Source organism: Mycobacterium sp. (genome assembly GCF_032159765.1).
Lineage (GTDB): Bacteria > Actinomycetota > Actinomycetes > Mycobacteriales > Mycobacteriaceae > Mycobacterium.
This window is the reverse complement of the sequence record NZ_JAVHWM010000207.1, coordinates 1-19817: the sequence shown is the minus strand read 5'-3', so window position 1 is coordinate 19817 and position 19817 is coordinate 1. Positions and strand designations below refer to the sequence as shown.

20 protein-coding genes are annotated in these 19817 nt (G+C 66.7%); 7 read left to right on the top strand and 13 right to left on the bottom strand.

Annotation, left to right across the window (positions count from 1 at the left end; genetic code table 11):
- Positions 1-92 precede the first annotated feature (92 nt).
- Positions 93-1550, bottom strand: coding sequence for a glutamate--tRNA ligase (gene gltX / locus QOH60_RS26825; RefSeq protein ID WP_526424920.1), 1458 nt, complete (start codon positions 1548-1550; stop codon positions 93-95).
- On the bottom strand, positions 1547-2323 hold the full coding sequence (locus QOH60_RS26820; RefSeq protein WP_526424919.1) for a fumarylacetoacetate hydrolase family protein: 777 nt from the start codon (positions 2321-2323) through the stop codon (positions 1547-1549). Before QOH60_RS26820 ends, gltX begins: the two co-directional genes overlap by 4 nt.
- Before the next feature lie 61 nt (positions 2324-2384).
- Between QOH60_RS26820 and QOH60_RS26815 the strand changes: the two genes are divergently transcribed.
- The gene (locus tag QOH60_RS26815; protein ID WP_526424918.1) at positions 2385-3572 is read left to right on the top strand and encodes an MFS transporter; all 1188 of its coding nucleotides are present in this window, start codon (positions 2385-2387) and stop codon (positions 3570-3572) included.
- Positions 3573-3574: 2 nt separating this feature from the next.
- Here the strand turns inward: QOH60_RS26815 and QOH60_RS26810 are convergent, their stop codons facing one another.
- Positions 3575-4009 (bottom strand): MarR family winged helix-turn-helix transcriptional regulator, encoded by a 435-nt coding sequence (locus tag QOH60_RS26810; RefSeq protein ID WP_526424917.1) that lies wholly within the window; start codon positions 4007-4009, stop codon positions 3575-3577.
- 59 nt (positions 4010-4068) lie between these two features.
- Here QOH60_RS26810 and QOH60_RS26805 point away from each other — a divergent pair, with 59 nt between their 5' ends.
- Positions 4069-4404, top strand: a complete 336-nt coding sequence (locus tag QOH60_RS26805; protein WP_526424916.1) for a putative quinol monooxygenase — start codon at positions 4069-4071, stop codon at positions 4402-4404.
- On the opposite strand, the gene QOH60_RS26800 is transcribed toward QOH60_RS26805, so the two are convergent.
- On the bottom strand, positions 4401-5411 hold the full coding sequence (locus QOH60_RS26800; protein WP_526424915.1) for a 3-isopropylmalate dehydrogenase: 1011 nt from the start codon (positions 5409-5411) through the stop codon (positions 4401-4403). The two genes, QOH60_RS26805 and QOH60_RS26800, sit on opposite strands and share 4 nt — an antisense overlap.
- Positions 5408-6994, bottom strand: a complete 1587-nt coding sequence (gene serA, locus QOH60_RS26795) for a phosphoglycerate dehydrogenase (protein ID WP_526424914.1) — start codon at positions 6992-6994, stop codon at positions 5408-5410. Before serA ends, QOH60_RS26800 begins: the two co-directional genes overlap by 4 nt.
- 30 nt (positions 6995-7024) lie before the next feature.
- Between serA and QOH60_RS26790 the strand changes: the two genes are divergently transcribed.
- The gene (locus QOH60_RS26790) at positions 7025-8458 is read left to right on the top strand and encodes a phytoene desaturase family protein (RefSeq protein ID WP_526424913.1); all 1434 of its coding nucleotides are present in this window, start codon (positions 7025-7027) and stop codon (positions 8456-8458) included.
- A gap of 50 nt (positions 8459-8508) precedes the next feature.
- On the opposite strand, the gene ilvC is transcribed toward QOH60_RS26790, so the two are convergent.
- Genes ilvC through QOH60_RS26775 form a run of 3 tightly spaced genes read right to left on the bottom strand, consistent with a single transcriptional unit; the run spans position 8509 to position 11946 of the window.
- Complete coding sequence (gene ilvC / locus QOH60_RS26785; protein ID WP_526424912.1) at positions 8509-9522, bottom strand: ketol-acid reductoisomerase; 1014 nt, start codon at positions 9520-9522, stop codon at positions 8509-8511.
- A gap of 33 nt (positions 9523-9555) precedes the next feature.
- Entirely contained in the window at positions 9556-10059 is a 504-nt protein-coding gene (gene ilvN / locus QOH60_RS26780; protein WP_526424911.1) for an acetolactate synthase small subunit, read from the bottom strand.
- A gap of 33 nt (positions 10060-10092) precedes the next feature.
- Positions 10093-11946: an acetolactate synthase large subunit gene (locus tag QOH60_RS26775; RefSeq protein ID WP_526424910.1), complete on the bottom strand. Its 1854-nt coding sequence runs from the start codon at positions 11944-11946 to the stop codon at positions 10093-10095.
- 270 nt (positions 11947-12216) lie between these two features.
- Between QOH60_RS26775 and QOH60_RS26770 the strand changes: the two genes are divergently transcribed.
- Entirely contained in the window at positions 12217-12582 is a 366-nt protein-coding gene (locus tag QOH60_RS26770; RefSeq protein WP_526424921.1) for a PH domain-containing protein, read from the top strand.
- Here QOH60_RS26770 and QOH60_RS26765 read toward each other — a convergent pair.
- Entirely contained in the window at positions 12579-13394 is an 816-nt protein-coding gene (locus QOH60_RS26765; RefSeq protein ID WP_526424909.1) for a DoxX family protein, read from the bottom strand. The genes QOH60_RS26770 and QOH60_RS26765 overlap by 4 nt on opposite strands.
- A 150-nt stretch (positions 13395-13544) precedes the next feature.
- Between QOH60_RS26765 and QOH60_RS26760 the strand changes: the two genes are divergently transcribed.
- Positions 13545-14666 carry a PQQ-dependent sugar dehydrogenase gene (locus QOH60_RS26760; RefSeq protein ID WP_526424908.1) on the top strand — a complete coding sequence of 374 codons (1122 nt, stop codon included), beginning with the start codon at positions 13545-13547 and terminating at the stop codon, positions 14664-14666.
- Between the two features lie 6 nt (positions 14667-14672).
- Here the strand turns inward: QOH60_RS26760 and gatB are convergent, their stop codons facing one another.
- Together gatB and QOH60_RS26750 are read right to left on the bottom strand one after the other, a co-directional pair.
- A complete protein-coding gene (gene gatB / locus QOH60_RS26755; RefSeq protein ID WP_526424907.1) occupies positions 14673-16178 on the bottom strand; it encodes an Asp-tRNA(Asn)/Glu-tRNA(Gln) amidotransferase subunit GatB in 1506 nt (501 codons plus the stop codon).
- 142 nt (positions 16179-16320) lie between these two features.
- A complete protein-coding gene (locus QOH60_RS26750) occupies positions 16321-17139 on the bottom strand; it encodes a hypothetical protein (protein WP_526424906.1) in 819 nt (272 codons plus the stop codon).
- Between QOH60_RS26750 and QOH60_RS26745 the strand changes: the two genes are divergently transcribed.
- Positions 17126-17341, top strand: a complete 216-nt coding sequence (locus QOH60_RS26745) for a hypothetical protein (protein ID WP_526424905.1) — start codon at positions 17126-17128, stop codon at positions 17339-17341. The genes QOH60_RS26750 and QOH60_RS26745 overlap by 14 nt on opposite strands.
- On the top strand, positions 17290-17493 hold the full coding sequence (locus QOH60_RS26740; RefSeq protein WP_526424904.1) for a hypothetical protein: 204 nt from the start codon (positions 17290-17292) through the stop codon (positions 17491-17493). The genes QOH60_RS26745 and QOH60_RS26740 overlap by 52 nt, the downstream gene beginning before the upstream one ends.
- Here the strand turns inward: QOH60_RS26740 and QOH60_RS26735 are convergent.
- Positions 17490-18521, bottom strand: coding sequence for a 6-phosphofructokinase (locus tag QOH60_RS26735; RefSeq protein ID WP_526424903.1), 1032 nt, complete (start codon positions 18519-18521; stop codon positions 17490-17492). The two genes, QOH60_RS26740 and QOH60_RS26735, sit on opposite strands and share 4 nt — an antisense overlap.
- 133 nt (positions 18522-18654) lie before the next feature.
- Positions 18655-19817: Asp-tRNA(Asn)/Glu-tRNA(Gln) amidotransferase subunit GatA (gene gatA, locus QOH60_RS26730; RefSeq protein ID WP_526424902.1), on the bottom strand; the 1163-nt coding region annotated here is incomplete at its 5' end.

Genomic DNA, 19817 nt, shown 5'->3' with positions numbered 1-19817 from the left:
GGCGGCCATAACCGCTGGTCAGAGCCGTTAGAGCGCTGCCACCGGGATTAGCGGGCCGACGTGCAGACTACCAAAGATATGGCATGGGCCTCTCACGCCTCGTGGCTGGTGAGGCCACGGGCGTCGCGCAACCGGCTCAGCGTGCGGTCGCGACCCAGCAGCTCCAGCGATTCGAAAAGCGGTGGGCTCACCGTGGACCCGGTTGCCGCGACCCGCAGCGGCCCAAAGGCCTTCCGGGGCTTGAGGCCCATGTCGTCGACGAGCGTTGCCTTCAGCGCGGTCTCGATCGACTCCGCGGACCATGTGCCCAATACGCTCAGGGCTTCCGTTGCCGCATCCAGAACTGGCCCCGCATCAGGTCCGAGTTCCCTTGCAGCCGCCCTGTCTTCGATCCCGTAAGCGTCGTCGTCGAGGAACTTGAGCAATTCCCAGGCGTCCCCTAACACCACGATTCGGGTCTGCACTAACTCGGCGGCCTCGCGAAACTGGTCATCGTCGAGGCCGAGTTCGTATGCGTGGCTGGCGAAGTACGCGCGCAACCGCGCCGTGAAGTCGTCCAGACCGAGCAGACGAATGTGCTCAGCGTTGATCGCGTCGGCCTTCTTCTGATCGAACCGCGCCGGGTTGGCATTGACATCGGCCACGTCGAACGCAGCAACCATCTCCTCAAGGCCGAACACGTCGCGATCCGGCGCGATCGACCAGCCCAGCAGCGCAAGGTAATTCAGTAGACCCTCCGGAATGAAACCCCGGTCACGGTGGGCGAACAGATTCGACTGCGGGTCGCGCTTGGACAGCTTCTTCGTTCCCTCCCCGAGAACGGTTGGCAGATGACCGAATTCGGGTATCTGGTCGGCGACCCCGAGGCGAATCAGCGCGCGGTACAGCGCGATCTGGCGCGGCGTCGACGGCATCAGGTCCTCGCCGCGAAGCACATGAGTGATCTTCATCAGCGCGTCATCGACCGGGTTGACCAACGTGTACAGCGGCTCACCGCTCCCCCGGGTCAGAGCGAAGTCCGGCACACTCCCTGGCGCATAGGACATCTCACCGCGCACAAGATCGTGCCAGCCCAGGTCATCGTCGGGCATCCGCAGTCGGATCACCGGCCGCCGGCCCTCGTCGCGATAGGCCGCGCGCTGCTCCTCGGTCAGGTCGCGATCGAAATTGTCGTACCCCAGCTTCGGGTTGCGGCCCGCGGCCACGTGACGCGCCTCGACCTCTTCCGCCGTGGAGTAGGCCTCATACGCGTCTCCCGCAGCAATTAGGCGGTCCAGCACATCGCGATAGAGATCCATCCGTTGCGATTGCCGGTATGGGGCGTACGGGCCGCCGACCACGGGACCCTCATCCCAATCCAAACCGAGCCATCCCAAAGCGTCCAGGAGCGCCTCGTAGCTCTCCTCGCTGTCGCGCTGGGCGTCGGTGTCCTCAATGCGAAACACGAAGTCTCCGCCGCAGTGCCGCGCATACGCCCAGTTGAACAATGCGGTCCGGATCAGCCCGACGTGGGGGACGCCGGTTGGCGATGGACAAAATCGCACCCTCATGACTTACCCTTGCGCACAACGGGATTGGCAAGCGTTCCGATGCCCTCTATGGTCACGCTCACCGTGTCACCGCCTTCGATAGGCCCGACCCCCTCTGGCGTGCCCGTCAGGATCAGATCGCCGGGAAGCAACGTCATCACCGCCGAGATCCATTCGATGATCTCCCCGACGTCGTAGATCATCATCGATGTCCGGCTGTCTTGGCGCACTTGGCCATTGACCTCCGTGCGGATCGCGAGGTCGGACGGGTCGACGTCGGTGACGATCCAGGGCCCCACCGGGCAGAACGTGTCGTGCCCCTTGGCCCTCGTCCATTGCCCGTCGCTGCGCTGCTGATCGCGTGCCGTCACATCGTTGGCAATGGTGTAGCCGAGGACGTTCTCCGCTGCACGAGCGGCCGAAACATCCTTGCAGGGGCGGCCGATCACCGCGGCAAGCTCGCCCTCGTAATGGACCGGGTGCGCGTCGGCGGGCAGCTGTATAGGCACCCCGGGCCCGACGATCGCGGTGTTGGGTTTCATGAAAATGACCGGGTCTTCCGGCCGATCCGTGCCCATCTCGGCAACGTGGGCAGCGTAGTTCTTTCCGATGCACACCACCTTGCTCGCCAGGATCGGCGCGAGCAGGCGGACGTCGGCCAACGGCCATTGGCGGCCGGTGTATGTCGGCGTGCCGAACGGGTGCTCGGCGATCTCCCGGACGTTCGGCTCGTCGTCACCTTCGACCGCCACGAAAGCGACGCCGTCAGGGCTGGCAATTCGACCAAGGCGCATCTGGAAAAGCCTAGTGGCCGCCCCGAGCCGGTCGCCGTTACGCCCACGGCAGGATGGAGGGATGAGCACCGGTACCATCAGCACGGCACGCCGGTGGTCGATGCTCGCAATCGCGTTGTCGTCCACCATGTTCGCCAACGTGTTCATCAACGGCGCGGCGTTCCTCATTCCGACGTTGCACGAGCGCCGCGGGCTGAACCTGGCCCAGGCCGGGCTGTTTTCGGCAATGCCCAGTGTCGGCATGGTCTTCACGCTGATCGCATGGGGTTACGCGGCGGACAGGTACGGCGAGCGGATCGTCCTCGCGCTCGGTTCCGCCTTGACGGCCGCGGCAGCGTTCGCGGCCGCGGCGTCGACGTCGTTGGTGCTGACGGGCGTTTTCCTGTTGCTCGGCGGGATGGCGGCTGCCGCCAGCAACTCGGCAAGCGGTCGTCTCGTTGTCGGCTGGTTCCCGCCGCAGCGCCGCGGACTGACGATGGGTATCCGCCAAACCGCGCAACCGCTCGGAGTGGGTTTGGGCGCGTTGGTGATTCCGGGTGTCGCCCACACCTACAGCATTGGTGCGGCGCTACTGTTCCCCGCGATCCTGTGCGCGGTGTCTGCCCTGGTGAGCGCCGTCGGCGTTGTCGATCCCCCACGCCCGCCTCGCGAGCAGGCTCCGCAGGAGCATCTGGCCAACCCATACCGCGGATCGTCGGTGCTCTGGCGTATCCATGCCGTGTCGGTGCTGTTGGTGGTCCCGCAGGTCGTGGTGTGGACATTCACCCTGGTGTGGCTGATGGTCGACCGCGGTTGGTCGGCCACGGCGGCCGGTGCGCTGGTGACAGGTGCACAGGTGCTCGGCGCATGCGGCCGGATCGCAGCAGGCCGGTGGTCGGACCGCGCCGGGTCGCGCCTGAGACCAATCCGGACGATTGCGATTGCGGCGGCGGCGGCAATGGCGGCGGTGGCACTCACGGACTACCTGGGTTCGCCGCTTTCGATCGCGCTGATCGTCGTCGCGTCGGTGATCACGGTGTCCGACAACGGTTTGGCGTTCACGGCGATCGCGGAGATCGCCGGGCCCTTCTGGACCGGCCGGGCACTCGGGACCCAGAACACCAGCCAATTGCTGACGGCGGGCATCGTCCCGCCGCTGTTCGGCGGCCTGATCGCCGTGGCCGGCTACCCGGCCGCGTTCGCGCTATGCGCGGTGTTCCCCGTCGTCGCTTTCCCACTGGTGCCCGTCGACGCCGAGGCCGTCGTCTGACGTCAGGCGTTCTCCAGGTTGTCCGCGCACGCGGTCAGCAGGCCCGCCAGCTCGCGGCGTCGCGCGGCCGGAATATCGCGCAGCATCGCGCTTTCCACGTGTGATATCGCTTCCTCACCGACCGCGAGCCGGCGTCGGCCCGACACCGTCAGGCGCAGTGACCGTGCGCGTCCGCGCAGCGGCCGGTCGGCCGGAGCGACCAACCCAGACGATCGCAGGCCGGCAAGAACGTCCTGCAACGACTGGCGGGTGACGAAACACAGCCGCGCCAGCTCGGATGCCGACGCGTCGGGGTGGTCGGCGAGGGCGCGCAGCACGGCATACTGCGCCATCGACAGCTCAGCGGGCTTCAGCGCGGCGTCGCACGAGCGCCGAAGCGCCTGCTGCACACGCTTGACCAGATAGCCCACCGCACGCTCGGTTTCCGACTGACCCATGACAGGAACCTTACATCGTGTTAGCGTGAATCATGTAAGGAACCTGACAGGAGCGAATGATGACCACCATTCAAGAGCACGCCCCATATGCCACATTGATCAATGTCTTCACAGTGGCACCCGAGCACGCCGATGAACTCGCCGAACTCCTGCGCACCACCACTGACGACGTCATGCGTGACGTTCCTGGCTTCATTTCAGCCAACATTCACGTGGCCACCGACGGCACTCGCGTCGTGAACTATGCGCAATGGGCGAGCGCCGAGGCGTTCGGGGCGATGATGAACAACGAGGCAGCAAGCGAGCACATGGCGAAGGCCGCGCAGTTGGCCCAGAGTTTCGATCCGCACCTCTACACGGTCGAGTCGGTCCACCACGCAAGCGCAAAGAGCTAGAGCAGGCTCAGGATCCGATCGGCTACCTCGGAGGTGGACAGCGTCGCGTCGCCGCGGCTCGCCAGGTGCTCGGAGACGGCCTTGTCGATGCGCGCGGCGGCGACCGGCTCCGTGACGTGGTCAAGCAACATCCCCACCGACATGATGGCCGCGGTCGGGTCCGCCAGACCCTTGCCCGCGATGTCCGGCGCGCTGCCATGAACCGGCTCGAACATCGACGGGTTCTTCCGCGTGGCATCGATATTTCCGCTGGCCGCGAGCCCGATCCCCCCGCACACCGCGGCCGCGAGATCGGTGATGATGTCGCCGAACAGATTGTCGGTGACGATCACGTCGAAACGGCCGGGGTCGGTGACCAAGTGGATCGTCGCGGCGTCGACATGCTGGTAAGCGACTTCGACATCGGGATACTCCACGGCGATCTCACGAACCGTGCGCCACCACAAATCTCCCGCGAACGTCAGGACGTTGTTCTTGTGCACCAATGTCAGATGCTTGCGCCGCACGCACGCCCGCGCGAACGCGTCCTGCACCACCCTGCGCACGCCGTAGGCCGTGTTGACGCTTACCTCCGTGGCGATCTCATGCGGCGTGCCTACCCGTATCGCGCCGCCGTTGCCCGTGTAGGGTCCCTCGGTGCCTTCGCGGACCACGACGAAGTCGATCTGCGGATCGCCGGCCAACGGGCTCGCGACGCCCGGGTACAACCGCGACGGCCTCAGGTTGACGTAATGGTCCAGCGCGAAGCGGATCTTCAACAACAGGCCGCGCTCGAGAACGCCGCTTGGCACGGACGGATCGCCGATCGCACCCAGCAGGATGGCGTCGTGCGCGCGAAGCTCGTCGAGCACAGACTCGGGCAGCACCTCCCCCGTCGCGTGATAGCGACGCGCGCCGAGGTCGTAGTTCGTAGTCTCGACCCCAGGCAGCACCGCGGCGAGCACCTTGACGGCCTCGCCGACGACCTCCGGACCGATCCCGTCGCCGGCGATGATCGCTAACTTCACGACAAGTCCACCAGCTCAAGCAGATTCGCTCCGACCGCCGGTCCGATCGCGGATAGCACGTCGCCCGGCGGGCGCCGATCAATGCGCAGCAGAATGGTCGCGCCGGGCCCCTCGGCGTCTTCGGACAGCTGTGCCGCGTGGATATTCACGCCCGCCTCCCCGAGCAGTGTGCCGATCCTGCCCAGCACTCCCGGCTGGTCGATGTAGTTGATGATGAGGTTGACGCCCTCGGCGCGCAGGTCGAAGTTGCGACCGTTGATCTGGACGATCTTCTGCACCAATTGTGGCCCGGACAGCGTGCCCGCCACATTAACGACTGCTCCGTCTGGGGTGACCGCCCGCACGTCGACCACACTGCGGTGATTCGGGCTTTCCGAAGCCGTGCTGATGCTGGCCTCCACCCCGCGCTCGGCAGCCAGCGCGGGCGCGTTCACAAACGTCACCTGATCCTCGATCACCGCGGAGAACAGCCCGCGCAACGCCGAAAGCCGCAGCACGTCAACCTCTTCCGAGGCCAGCTCACCGCGGACCTGAACAGACACCGACGCAGGCAGCTCTGGGGCAAGCGCGGCAACCAGAACGCCGAGTTTGCGGACGAGATCCAACCACGGCGCCACTTCTTCGCCGACGACGCCGCCGCCGACGTTGACCGCGTCGGGCACGAACTCACCTGCCAGCGCCAGCTTCACGCTGGCCGCCACGTCGGTGCCCGCGCGGTCCTGCGCTTCGCTCGTCGACGCGCCGAGGTGTGGTGTGACGACAACCTGCGGCAACTCGAAAAGTGGGCTATCAGTGCAGGGTTCGGCGGCGAACACATCGATGCCCGCCCCGCGCACATGGCCACTGGTGATCGCCTCGGCCAGGGCGGTCTCGTCGACGAGCCCACCGCGGGCGGCGTTGACGATGATGACGCCGGGCTTGGTCTTCGCCAGCGCCTCCTTGCCGATCAGCCCGGCGGTCTCCGGCGTCTTCGGCAGATGCATCGAGATGAAGTCGGCTCGGCTCAACAGCTCATCCAGGCTCAGCAAGTCGATACCGAGCTGAGCGGCGCGCGCCTGCGAGACGTAGGGGTCGTAGGCCACCACCTGCACGCCAAATGCCGCGAGCCGCTGCGCGACGAGCTGGCCGATGCGGCCGAGGCCGACGACGCCGACCGTCTTGCCGAAGAGCTCGGTGCCGGAGAACGACGCGCGCTTCCAGGCGTGCTCGCGCAGCGATGCGTCGGCAGCAGGAATCTGGCGGGCCGCCGCCAGCAACAGCGCGACCGCATGCTCGGCGGCACTGTGGATGTTCGACGTTGGCGCGTTGACCACGAGGACCCCGCGGGCCGTGGCCGCGTCGACATCGACATTGTCCAGGCCGACGCCGGCACGCGCGACGATCTTGAGTTTGGTGCCGGCGCTGAGCACCTCGGCGTCGACGGTGGTGGCCGACCGCACGAGCAACGCGTCGGCGTCGGGCACTGCGGCCAGCAGCTTCTCTCGGTCGGGTCCATCGACCCAGCGGACTTCCACCTGGTCACCGAGAGCGGAGACGGTGGATTCGGCGAGTTTGTCAGCGATCAAGACAACGGGCAGGCTCACGCGGCCAGCCTAGTGGGGTTGACTTGAGTGATGGAGGTCACCGTGGTCGGCAGCGGTCCCAATGGGCTGGCGGCTGCAGTCGTCTGCGCGCGCGCTGGGTTGTCGGTGCAGGTGCTCGAGGCGCAACCCACGCTTGGCGGTGGCGCGCGCACGCTGCCGGACCCGGAGTATCCCCGCGTGCACCACGACATCTGCTCGGCCGTGCATCCCTTGGCGCTGGGCTCTGGATTCTTCGCGGAGTTCGACCTGCCGGCACGTGGCGTGCAGCTGGCCGTGCCGGAGATCTCCTATGCGAACCCGTTCATCGGCAGGCCCGCCGCGATCGCCTACCGCGACCTGGACCGAACTGCCGAAGGGCTCGACGACGGCAAGTCGTGGCGCCGGCTGCTGCAGCCGCTGGTCGACCATGCCGACGAGGTCGTCGGTTTTCTTCTGGGCGACAAGCGTTCGCTGCCAAGGGACCCGATGACGGTCGCGCGCATCGGCCTGCGGATGATGTGGCAGGGTACGCCGGCGTGGAACGCGACATTCACCGGCCGCGATGCGGAAGCGTTGTTCACCGGTGTTGCCGCCCATACGATTTCGCCGCTGCCGTCGATCACATCGGCAGCAGCGGGAATGCTGCTTGCCAGCCTTGCGCATTCGGTCGGCTGGCCGATCCCGGTGGGCGGTAGCCAGGCGATCGCGGACGCGTTGATCGCGGACCTGCGCGCGAACGGTGGTGTGCTGCACACCGATGCCGAGGTAACCTCACCGCCGAGCGGCGTCGTGCTGTACGACACTGCGCCCACCGCGCTGCTGAGCATCTATGGCGAAGCCCTGCCGCAGCGCTATGCAAAACGCCTGCGCCGCTACCGGTTTGGGTCCGGTGTCGCGAAGGTTGACTTCGTCCTTTCGGGGAATGTGCCATGGTCGGACGTCAGGCTGGCCGACGCGGCGACGTTTCATCTCGGCGGCGACCGCTCGGACATGGCCCGTGCCGAGGAGATGGTGGCCTCGGGCAGGCACGCGCAGCGGCCGATGGTGCTTGCCGCGCAGCCACACGTCGTCGACCCGGGCCGCGTCGACGCCGGCGGCCGACGGCCGTTCTGGACATACGCGCATGTGCCCGCGGGCTCGACCGTCGACGAGGCGGAGACCGTCACCGCCGTCGTCGAGAGCTTCGCGCCCGGGTTCCGCGACGTCGTCGTCGCCACCCGCAGCGTGCCTGCCGCGCGGATCGCCGACTCCAACGCGAACTACGTCGGGGGCGACATCGCGGTCGGCGGCGCCAATGCCTGGCGTGCACTGGCCGGGCCGGTCGCGCAGCTCAACCCTTGGGCCACACCGCTTCCCGGGGTCTACCTGTGCTCGTCGGCCACTCCGCCCGGCGCGGGTGTGCACGGCATGGCCGGTTACTACGCCGCGCGGACGATGCTGAAACGCGAATTCGGCATCAAGGTGATGCCTAGCGTTGCGCCGTAATCACCGAAATACCATTGGCCGCAGAGGCTGCGCTACGTCGCCGAAAGGGGCTAGGCCGTCTCGGTGATCGGGCGGTCCACCCAGCTCATCAGGTCACGCAGCTTGCGGCCGGTGACCTCGATCGGGTGCTCTGCGTTGCGCTTGCGCAGCTCCTCGAGTTCCTTGTTGCCACCCTCGACGTTGGCGACGAGCTTCTTGACGAAGGTGCCGTCCTGAATCTCGGTGAGCAGCTGCTTCATCCGGTCCTTGGTGCCCGCGTCGATGACGCGCGGGCCGGACAGGTAGCCGCCGAACTCGGCGGTGTCTGACACCGAGTAGTTCATCCGCGCAATCCCGCCCTCGTACATCAGGTCGACGATCAGCTTCAGCTCGTGCAGCACCTCGAAATACGCCAACTCGGGCGCGTAGCCCGCCTCGACCATCACGTCGAATCCGGTCTTGACCAGTTCCTCTGTGCCGCCGCACAACACGGCCTGCTCGCCGAACAGGTCGGTCTCGGTCTCGTCCTTGAACGTGGTCTTGATGACGCCCGCGCGGGTGCCGCCGATGCCCTTCGCGTAGGACAACGCGAGCGCCTCGCCCTCGCCTTTCGGATCTTGTTCCACCGCAACCAGACACGGCACACCCTTGCCGTCGACGAACTGGCGGCGCACCAGGTGACCCGGCCCCTTCGGGGCGACCATGCCGACGGTGACGTTCTCCGGCGGGTTGATCAGCCCGAAGTGGATGTTGAGGCCATGCCCGAAGAACAGCGCGTTGCCGTCCTCCAGGTGCGGCTCGATCTCGTTCTTGAAGATGTCGGCCTGTGCGGTGTCGGGCGCCAGCAGCATAATCACGTCGGCCCACTTGGCAACCTCGGTCGGGGTGTCGACGTCGAGGCCCTGCTCGACTACCTTCTCGCGCGACTTGCTGCCTTCGCGCAGTCCGACCTTCACCTCGACACCCGAGTCGCGCAGGCTCAGCGAGTGCGCGTGCCCCTGGCTGCCATATCCGATCACCCCGACCTTGCGGCCCTGGATGACCGACAGGTCGGCGTCGTCGTCGTAGAACATCTCAACCGCCACGTGATTTTCCTTCTGCTCGAATAACTTGCGGATTTACTTGCTGCTGAAGCTGCGCGAACCGCGTGCCATCGACACCAGGCCGGACTGGACGATTTCACGCACGCCGTACGGCTCGAGGACACGCAGCAGCGCCTCGAACTTGGCTGTCGTGCCAGTGCATTCGACGATCAGGGAATCGGGCGCGACGTCGATGACCCTCGCGCGGAACAGATTCGCGGCCTCGATCACGTGGCTGCGTGTGGCGGCGTCGGCACGGACCTTGATCAGCGCCAGCTCGCGCGACACCGACTTGTCCTCCTCCTGCTCCACCACTTTGATCACGTTGATCAGCTTGTGCAGCTGTTTGCTCACCTGCTCGAGATAAAGATCCTCAACGGACACGACGATCGTCATCCGCGACAGGTTCTTATGCTCGGTGGCGCCGACCGCCAGCGACTGAATGTTGAAGCCGCGCCGCGAGAACAGCGACGCGACGCGGGCCAGGACGCCGGGCTTGTCCTCGACGAGGATGCTCAGCGTGTGCGTGGAAACAGTCATCTCATGCCCTCTGTTCTTCGCGCAAGCGGCTCATCACACCAAATCCTCCGTGTCGAACAGCGGCCGGATGCCGCGGGCGTGCTGGATCTCGTCGTTGCTTGTGCCCGCGGCCACCATCGGCCACACCTGGGCGTCGGCGCCGACGACGAAGTCGATCACCACAGGGCGGTCGTTGATCGCGCGAGCCTGGTTGATGACGTCGACAACGTCTTCCTCACGCTCGCAACGTAACCCGACGCAGCCGAGCGCCTCGGCCAGCTTGACGAAATCGGGAATACGGTGCGAATGGGTGGCCAGATCGGTCTGGCTGTACCGCTCCCCGTAGAACAGCATCTGCCACTGGCGGACCATGCCCAGGTTGCCGTTGTTGATGATCGCAACCTTGATGGGCGCGCCTTCGATTGCGGCCGTTGCCAATTCCTGGTTGGTCATCTGGAAGCAGCCGTCACCGTCGATCGCCCACACCTCGGCGTCGGGTCGGGCCATCTTGGCGCCCAACGCTGCGGGAACCGCGAAGCCCATCGTGCCGAGGCCGCCGGAGTTGAGCCAGGTGCGCGGCTTTTCATACTTGATGAACTGGGCCGCCCACATCTGGTGCTGCCCGACGCCTGCGACATACAGCGCATCCGGGCCGGCGATCTTTCCGAGCGTCTCGATCACGTACTCCGGCGAAAGGCTGCCGTCGCTCTGCGGTCCGTACGACAGCGGGTACGTCGACTGCACGCCGCTGAGGTACTGCCACCACGCGTCAAGGCCGGCCCGCGCTTCGGTGCCGGTCTTTCGCAGCGCTTCGGTCAGATCGGTGATCACCGCCTTGATGTCGCCGACGATAGGCACGTCAGCGTTGCGGTTCTTGCCGATCTCGGCGGGGTCGATGTCGGCGTGAATCACCTTGGCCTCTGGCGCGAACGTGGACAGCTTGCCGGTCACGCGGTCGTCGAACCGGGTGCCCAGCCCGATGAGCAGGTCACTTCGCTGCAGCGCGGCGACCGCGGCGACGGTGCCGTGCATCCCGGGCATGCCGAGGTGCTGAGGATGGCTGTCCGGAAAAGCGCCGCGTGCCATCAGCGTGGTGACGACGGGGATACCGGTCAGCTCGGCGAGATCGAGCAGCTGGGCGGTCGCCTCGCCTCTGATCACGCCGCCGCCCACGTACAACACCGGCTTGCGCGCCGCCGAGATGAGCTTGGCGGCTTCACGGATCTGCTTGGCGTGCGGCTTCGTATTCGGCTTGTACCCCGGCAGATCCATCGTCGGCGGCCAGCTGAACGTGCACTGACCCTGCAGCACGTCTTTCGGGATGTCGACGAGCACGGCCCCCGGGCGCCCCGACGCGGCGATGTGGAACGCCTCGGCGATCACCCGGGCGATGTCGTCGCCATCGCGCACCAGGTAGTTGTGCTTGGTGATCGGCATCGTGATGCCCGAGATATCGGCTTCCTGGAACGCGTCGGTGCCGATCATCGACCGCCCGACCTGCCCGGTGATCGCCACGACGGGAATGGAGTCCATCTGCGCGTCGGCCAACGGGGTGACGAGGTTCGTAGCGCCGGGACCGGAGGTCGCCATGCACACGCCGACACGACCGGTGGCGTGCGCATAGCCGCTGGCAGCGTGCCCGGCGCCCTGCTCATGACGCACGAGCACGTGACGCAGCTTCTGCGAGTCGAACAACGGGTCGTACACGGGAAGCACTGCGCCGCCAGGGATCCCGAAGATCACGTCGACGCCAAGTTCCTCCAGCGAGCGCACGACTGCTTGAGCGCCGGTGAGTTGTTGGGGCGCAATTACTTTCACACGCTCCGGCTGTACCCCGCTGGCCGCTCCGCCGTTGGCGGGCGGCGGCGGCGCGGACGATTGGAGTGGTCGCGTAGTCGGTGCGCTCACGATGTCCTCTGATTGTCGGTGTCGGGCAAGAAAAAACCCCCGTCAGCGTGCTGCTGCGAGGGTCGCGTGTCCGAGAATGCTGTGTGGCTGTACCCGGCTACGCACCCACGCGCCGAATAAGTACTACGAGCAATCCACGGGCCTGCATAGCTCCCGACGGTAGCCTCCGCACAGGTCAAAGGTCAAATCTCCGCACCGGCGAACGGCCGGCGGCACGGTGCGATGATGGCGGTTATGCCGGGCCGCAAGACGCGAAGCGACGCGACGCGGGTGGTATTGCGCATCTCACCGGTGGCACACGCCGCGTCGGGCTTCACCGCGCTCGGGCTGCTGGCGCTGGTGGTGGGGGTGCCGTGGGCGTCGCCTCTGTTCGTGATTCCTCTGCTGACCTCCGCGATGATCGTGCGGTACCGCACGGTGGCCGACGCTGCGACGGTCACCGCGCGCACATTGCTGGAGAGCAAGACGATCGACTGGGACGACATCAAGGGTCTGCGATTCGTCAAGGGCCGCTGGGCGCGCGCCGAGCTGACCTCAGGAGAGGAGATGCTGCTACCCGCGGTGACCTTCTCGACCCTGCCGCAGTTGACCGAGATCAGCGGGGGGCGAGTGCCGAACCCGTACGACCGGGGCTAACCGAGGGGGTTGCTGCCGTTGAGCAGGATCCAGACACCGATCCCGACGCCGATTCCGGCGAGCAGGCACGCGAACGACCCGACGAACGGCCGCCGGGCCCAGCCCCGGCCTGCGTCCAGACCGTAGCGGCCCGGGCCAACGAGGATCACCGCCACGACCGCGATGGTGAGTAGCACCTGAAACTCGTTACCGCCGGGAAGGAAGAACCCGATGTAGCCTGCGTCGTTCTGCGCTGCCAGGTTAACCGCCAAGCCGTTGACCAGGTACGCCAACGCGGCAGCCGCCGCCAGCGGCGTGAACAGACCGAGCACCAGCAGCACACCGGCGGTGATCTGGGTGCCCGCGGCGACATACGTCAGCAGGTCGGCGTGCTGGTAACCCATGGTGGCCAGCGAGTCCCTGAAGGCGCCCAATCCGGACCCGCCCCACAGGCCGAATCCCTTCTGCAGGCCGTGGGCGATGAGGATTGCTCCGACTGCGGCCCTGAGCACCAGCAGCCCGAGGTCCTGGGTGCCGCGCCGGTCCGTGGCCGTGGGCTTGAGGTCGACCTCATCCTCCGGGATGTCGAATACCGCATGCCGGCCTGAGGCGCCGGGCTCCACATAGGGCAGCGGCTCCGGATCCGCGAGCAGATCCAGGCCCGACCGGGCAGATCCCGTGTCGGAGGCGTCGTAGTTCGGGATTCTGGTGGTTTCGAAGTCGCCGCCGTAGCTCGACGACGGAAGATCGTCTTCGGGGTCGACCAACTGTGCCGATGCGGTGCGCGTGGACGTCGCGGAATCATCCGGCCGTCGCCAGTCGTGCTGATGCATACCGCCAGCGTAAGTGCTACCCACCCCCGAACCGCGGATTTGTGATGTGCCGTCACCGCACCTTTATCAGTCCGAAGCCAAACGCGCGTACGCCGCCGTGCCCGTCCTCGACGTGGCGGGACCCGCCTCGGTGTCCGTAATCTGGCGGGCATGCGAAGCGGACCGGCCCGGCTTGTGGTGTCGGTGCTGTGCGCCATCCTGCTTCTGACGACCGGTTGTGCGCGCTTTAACGACGCCGCGCGAGCGCCGTTCACCGAGAAGCCGCAGATGGCGCCGCCGCCGCCAACGACGACCACGCCGCCTGAACCGCTGCCCGCGAACCCGTTCCCCAAGGAATGCCCGGCACCGAACGTGATGCAAGGCTGCCTCGAAAGCACCAGCGGGTTGATCATGCTCCCGGACGCCGGCACGGCGCTGGTCGCCGAGCGGACCACGGGAGCCGTCAAACAAGTGGCGGTCGACGCCGAGCCCTTCGTCAAGTTCACGGTCCCTGTCGACGCGTCAGGCGACGGTGGGCTGATGGACATCGTTCGATCCCCGACCTACGACCAGGACCGCCTGACGTTCGCGTACGTCACCACGCCCACCGACAACCGGGTCATCCGCATCGCTGACGGGGACGTGCCGAAACCGATCCTCACCGGAATCCCCAAGGGCGCCACCGGCAACATGGGTGCTTTGACATTCACCAGCCCCACCACACTCGTGGTGCAGACCGGTGACGCCGGAAACCCCGCGATGGCCGCGGACCCGAAATCGCTTGCGGGGAAAATAATCCGGATCGAGCAGCCGACGACGGTCAATCAGGCGCCCACCACGACGGCACTGTCGGGCCTCGGCGCGGGAGGCGGGCTGTGCGTGGACCCCCTCGACGACAACACGCTGTACATCACCGACCGCACACCCACCGCTGACCGTTTGCAGCGCATCACCCACGACGGCAAGGCATCGACGGTGTGGACGTGGCCCGACCGGCCCGGCATCGCCGGCTGCGCGGTGCTCGGCGGCATGGTGATGGTGAATTTGGTGAACACGAAGCAGACCGTCAGGTTGAAGGTCGAGCCGGACACCGGCTCGGTGACCCTTGAACCCGAGGTCGTTCGGCAGGACGAGCACGGACACGCATGGGCGCTCGCGGTGTCCCCGGACGGAAACATCTGGGGCGCAACGGTGAACAAGACATTCGGCGACGCGATGCAGCTCGACGACGTCGTGTTCCCGCTGTTCAAGAAGGGCGGCGGGTTCCCGCGGCCGCCGGACGATCTGGTCTAGCCAGCATCAGCTGCAGGCAGCCAGCACCAACTCGCGCACACGGGCCGCGTCGGCCTGGCCCTTGGTGGCCTTCATTACAGCGCCGACGATCGCGCCCGCGGCCGCCACCTTGCCGGCCCGGATCTTGTCCGCGACATCGGGATTGGCGGCCAGCGCGTCGTCGACGGCGGCCTGCAGCGCCGAATCGTCACGCACTACCTCGAGACCGCGCGAGATCATCACCTGCCCCGGCTCCCCCTCGCCTGCGAGTACGCCCTCGACCACCTGGCGGGCGAGCTTGTTCGACAGCTTTCCGTCGTCGACGAGTTTCACCACCTCCGCGACCTGCTGCGGGGTGATCGGCAGCGCATCGAGTTCGGTTCCGGCCTCGTTGGCTTTCTGCGCGAGGAAGTTGCCCCACCACGCTCGGGCGCCCTCGCTGGAGGCGCCGTGCTCGACGGTGGCGGCGACCAACTCGACCGCCCCGGCGTTGACGAGGTCGCGCATCACCTCGTCGGAGATCGCCCATTCCGTTTGAATCCTCTTGCGCTGCAGCCACGGAAGCTCGGGAACTGTGTTGCGGAGTCGCTCGACCAGCTCACTGCTCGGTGCGACCGGCTCGAGATCGGGCTCGGGGAAGTAGCGGTAGTCCTGCGCGGATTCCTTGCTGCGGCCCGGCGAGGTGTACCCGTCCTCGTGAAAATGCCTGGTTTCCTGCAGGATCCGGCCACCGGCGTCAAGCACGGCCGCCTGCCGTCGCATCTCGTAACGCACCGCGACCTCGACGCTCTTGAGCGAGTTGACGTTCTTGGTTTCGGTGCGGGTGCCGAATTCGGCCGCCCCGGCGGCCATGAGTGAGACGTTGGCATCGCAGCGCATCGAGCCCTGGTCCATCCGGACGTCCGAAACGTCCAGCGCCCGCAACAGGTCTCGCAGCACGGTCACGTACGCGCGAGCGATCTCCGGCGCGCGGGCACCGGTGCCGACGATCGGCTTCGTGACGATCTCGATCAGCGGCACTCCCGCCCGGTTGAAATCCAGCAACGACATGGTGGCGCCCGCGATCCGGCCGGTTTCGGAGCCCAGGTGGGTCAGCTTGCCGGTGTCCTCCTCCATGTGGGCGCGCTCGATCTCGACGCGGAACGTCGTCCCGTCATCCAGCGGAACATCGAGGAAGCCGTTCACCGCAATCGGCTCGTCGTACTGAGAGATCTGGTAGTTCTTCGGCATGTCCGGATAGAAGTAGTTCTTCCTGGCGAATCGGCACCAGCTGACGATCTCGCAGTTCAGCGCAAGGCCGATCCGGATCGCCGACTCGACCGCGGCCTGGTTGAGCACGGGCAGCGCACCCGGCAGGCCAAGACAGACCGGGCACACCTGCGTGTTCGGCTCGGCACCGAATGTGGTCGGGCATCCGCAGAACATCTTGGTGGCCGTCGACAGCTCGACGTGCACCTCGAGGCCGAGCACCGGCTCGTAACGCGCCACAACGTCGTCGTAGTCGAGCAGCTCAGCCGCCGGAGCAAGGGTCATAGGTCGATCGTAATTGGACGCCATCAGGGCAACGAGTCGCGCAGGAGGAACGCCGAACTAGCAATCGCGCAGGAGGAACGAAATTCACCTTTTGCAGACGTCTACTCGCACTTTCCCTGCAAAAGGTGAATTTCGGCGCGCTTTAGGCGACGCCCCGCGCCTCGTCGACGCACCGCGCGGCGAGGTCGTCCAGGCTGGGCCCGGCGGGTATCGGTGGTCGCCAGCCTGCGGCATAGATCTGTCTAGCACGCGGCTCGGCGAACGACAGGCTCGCCGGGAGCGCGTCCATCGTCACGTATCCAGCGACGAGCGGCCGCAGCGCCGGGTCCTTGTCCGCGGCGGCGACGATCAGATCGGACGGCAGCGGATGAGCCAGGTCGACGTCCTGACCGGCCCACCGTCGCAGACGTTCGGCGTCGGTGTGCACGTGATCGTCGAACCAGGGCCTGATCGATTCGGAGCACCAATCGTCGAAGGCGACCGCGCAGGCCTCGTAGTCGCGGCCGTGCTGGTCCAGTGTCCAGAGCAGGCCCCGCGATTGCACGAACGCCAGGGCAACGCCGCGTCCCGCCAACGGTGTTGTGGTGCATACGGAGTCGCCGATCGAGATCATCCCCGGCAGTGCGGGCCGGCCGTCTTCGTCGAGCTGCCCGCAGTAGGTGTTGTAGAGCATGCCGCCCGGCAGCACCCGCGTGATCGGCTCGCACCGCGCCGGTTCAATCCAATCCCTCAGTAAGGGAATCGCATTCACCGTTGTCTCGAACAGAGTTGGATGCCTCAACTCGCGCAGCCGGATGTCGTCTCCGTCGTAGATCAGAACCACGGAGAACGTCCGGTTGTCGTGGACGAACACAACGGCGCTGTACCCGGGAAAACTCAACGAGAGGCCGAGCGGCGAATTCTGCGGGCCCGGGTCCCAGCCGGTTTCGGTGGCGGACCGCTCCCCGATGAGCGAACTCATGCAGCAGAAGGATCCGGCGGCGCTGCTCGGCGGCTGGGCACGGATGCTCGCCGAAATCGACGACCGGGTGGCACCGCTCGTGCGCGCGATGGAGATCGCCGCCGATCTCCACTCAGGGGCCCGATCGGTGTACGAGACGGCACTGAGCCAGTGCAGGGTGCCCGCGACGTCGTCGCTCGGCTCCGGCAACTCGAGGCACTGAACGACGACCTGACCGCCGAGGAGGCAACCGACATCGTGTGGCTCTACGGCGACCCCGCACTCTACGAACGCCTGGTGCGCCAACGGCGTTGGCGCCTGGACAGATTCGCCGAGTGGCTGGGCGATTCGCTGTGCCGCGAGCTGTTGGCCTAGCCGAAAAATGCGGCCGCGTCGTCGTACCTGGTCTGCGGCACCAGCTTCAGCTGACGCGTCGCGTCGGCAAGCGGCACCCGGCCGATCTCCTGGCCCTGCAGCGAGACCATCATCCCGTACTCGCCGGCGTGCGCGGCATCGGCGGCGTTGACACCGAACCGGGTGGCAAGCACGCGATCGTAGGCAGTGGGTGTGCCGCCGCGCTGGACGTGCCCGAGGACGGTGACCCGCACTTCCTTGTTGATCCGCTTGTTCACCTCGAGTGCGAGCTGCGCTGCCACACCGGTGAACTTCTCGTGCCCGAACTCGTCGGTGCCGCCTTCGCTCAGCTTCATCGAGCCTTCGGCCGGCTTGGCACCCTCGGCCACGACGCAGATGAAGTGTGAGTCGCCGCGCTGGAAGCGCCGTTTAACCAGCCGGCACACCTCTTCGACGTCGAACGGCTGCTCGGGGATCAGCGTCATATGCGCGCCGGTCGCCATTCCGGCGTTCAACGCGATCCAGCCGGCGTGGCGGCCCATCACCTCGACGAGCATCACCCGCTGGTGCGACTCCGCGGTCGAATGCAGCCGGTCGATCGCATCGGTGGCCACCTGCAGAGCGGTGTCGTGCCCGAACGTCACGTCGGTGCAGTCGATGTCGTTGTCGATCGTCTTCGGCACCCCGACCACGGGAACGTTCTCTTCGGACAGCCAGTGCGCGGCGGTGAGCGTGCCCTCGCCACCGATGGGGATCAGTACGTCGATGCCGTTGTCGTCGAGTGTCTGCTTGATCTGATCCAGGCCCGCCCTCAGCTTGTCCGGGTGCACTCGCGCGGTGCCCAGCATCGTGCCGCCCTTGACCAGCAGGCGGTCGTTGCGCTCGTCGTCCTGCAGCTGGATGCGACGGTCTTCCAGCAGGCCGCGCCATCCGTCTTGGAACCCGACGACCGACGAGCCGTAGCGGCTGACGCAGGTGCGCACCACCGCGCGGATCACCGCGTTCAAGCCGGGACAATCGCCACCACCGGTGAGGATTCCGATCCGCATCTACTTTTCCGCTCCTCGCGTCCGCATAGGCCTATCCTGCCCCGCGCCTGCCCCGCGCCTCAATTCGTCGCGCGAGCAGACGCAAACTCGCACAAATTAGGGTGCGGTAATGCGATTCCGCGTCTGCTCGGCGCTAGATGGCCGTGGGCAGCGGGCCGCGGGCCGTCTCGTATGCCGCACCCACCCGGTATAGCCGGTCGTCGGCGAGCGCGGGCGCCATGATCTGCAAGCCCACCGGCAGGGAGTCATCGGGCGAAAGCCCCGACGGTATGGACATGCCGGCGTGCCCGGCCAGGTTCAGCGGCAGCGTGCACAGGTCGAACAGGTACATCGCCAGCGGATCGTCGACCTTCTCCCCCAACGGGAACGCCGTCGTCGGCGTCGTAGGCGTCACGAGCACGTCGACGTTGCGGTATGCCTCGTCGAGGTCGCGGGCGATCAGGGTGCGCACCTTCTGCGCCTGGTTGTAGTACGCGTCGTAATAGCCTGCCGACAGCGCGTATGCACCAATCATGATGCGGCGCTTGACTTCTGGACCAAATCCCGCCGCGCGCGTCAGCGCCATCACCTCCTCGGTGGTGTGCTGGCCGTCGTCTCCGACGCGCAAGCCGTACCGGATCCCGTCAAAGCGCGCGAGGTTCGACGACACCTCGGACGGCAGGATCAGGTAGTAGGACGACATCGCGTAATCGAAATGCGGGCAGTCCACTTCGGTGACGTCTGCCCCAAGAGCGGTGAGCTGATCGACGGCGGCGTCGAACGACGTCAGCACCCCCGGCTGGTAACCCTCACCACTGCGCAGCTGCTTCACCACACCGATGCACACACCCGTGAGGTCCCCGTCGGCACCGGCCCTGGCCGCCGCGACAACGTCAGGAACCGCAGCTCGCAGCGATGTGGAGTCCTTCGCGTCGTGGCCTGCGATGACGGCGTGCAGAAGCGCCGTGTCGAGCACAGTCCGCGCGCAGGGTCCGCCCTGGTCAAGCGACGACGCGCAGGCCACGAGGCCGTAGCGCGACACCGTGCCGTAGGTGGGCTTGACGCCGACGGTCGCGGTGAGCGCAGCGGGCTGGCGGATGGAACCTCCGGTGTCGGTGCCGATGGCCAGCGGGGCCTGAAATGCGGCGAGTGCCGCCGCGCTGCCGCCGCCGGATCCGCCGGGCACCCGTTCGATGTTCCATGGATTGCGGGTGGGGCCATACGCCGAGTTCTCGGTGGAGCTGCCCATCGCGAACTCGTCCATGTTCGTCTTGCCAAGGATCGGGATGCCTGCCGCTCGCAGCCGCGCGGTGACGG

What these genes read in the sequence shown, in the direction of transcription:
- gltX (WP_526424920.1), bottom strand. Translation starts at nt 1,550, where the DNA reads ATGAGGGTGCGATTTTGTCCATCGCCAACCGGCGTCCCCCACGTCGGG.
- QOH60_RS26820 (WP_526424919.1), bottom strand. Translation starts at nt 2,323, where the DNA reads ATGCGCCTTGGTCGAATTGCCAGCCCTGACGGCGTCGCTTTCGTGGCG.
- QOH60_RS26815 (WP_526424918.1), top strand. Translation starts at nt 2,385, where the DNA reads ATGAGCACCGGTACCATCAGCACGGCACGCCGGTGGTCGATGCTCGCA.
- QOH60_RS26810 (WP_526424917.1), bottom strand. Translation starts at nt 4,009, where the DNA reads ATGGGTCAGTCGGAAACCGAGCGTGCGGTGGGCTATCTGGTCAAGCGT.
- QOH60_RS26805 (WP_526424916.1), top strand. Translation starts at nt 4,069, where the DNA reads ATGACCACCATTCAAGAGCACGCCCCATATGCCACATTGATCAATGTC.
- QOH60_RS26790 (WP_526424913.1), top strand. Translation starts at nt 7,025, where the DNA reads ATGGAGGTCACCGTGGTCGGCAGCGGTCCCAATGGGCTGGCGGCTGCA.
- ilvN (WP_526424911.1), bottom strand. Translation starts at nt 10,059, where the DNA reads ATGACTGTTTCCACGCACACGCTGAGCATCCTCGTCGAGGACAAGCCC.
- QOH60_RS26765 (WP_526424909.1), bottom strand. Translation starts at nt 13,394, where the DNA reads ATGCATCAGCACGACTGGCGACGGCCGGATGATTCCGCGACGTCCACG.
- QOH60_RS26760 (WP_526424908.1), top strand. Translation starts at nt 13,545, where the DNA reads ATGCGAAGCGGACCGGCCCGGCTTGTGGTGTCGGTGCTGTGCGCCATC.
- gatB (WP_526424907.1), bottom strand. Translation starts at nt 16,178, where the DNA reads ATGACCCTTGCTCCGGCGGCTGAGCTGCTCGACTACGACGACGTTGTG.
- QOH60_RS26745 (WP_526424905.1), top strand. Translation starts at nt 17,126, where the DNA reads ATGAGCGAACTCATGCAGCAGAAGGATCCGGCGGCGCTGCTCGGCGGC.
- QOH60_RS26750 (WP_526424906.1), bottom strand. Translation starts at nt 17,139, where the DNA reads ATGAGTTCGCTCATCGGGGAGCGGTCCGCCACCGAAACCGGCTGGGAC.
- QOH60_RS26735 (WP_526424903.1), bottom strand. Translation starts at nt 18,521, where the DNA reads ATGCGGATCGGAATCCTCACCGGTGGTGGCGATTGTCCCGGCTTGAAC.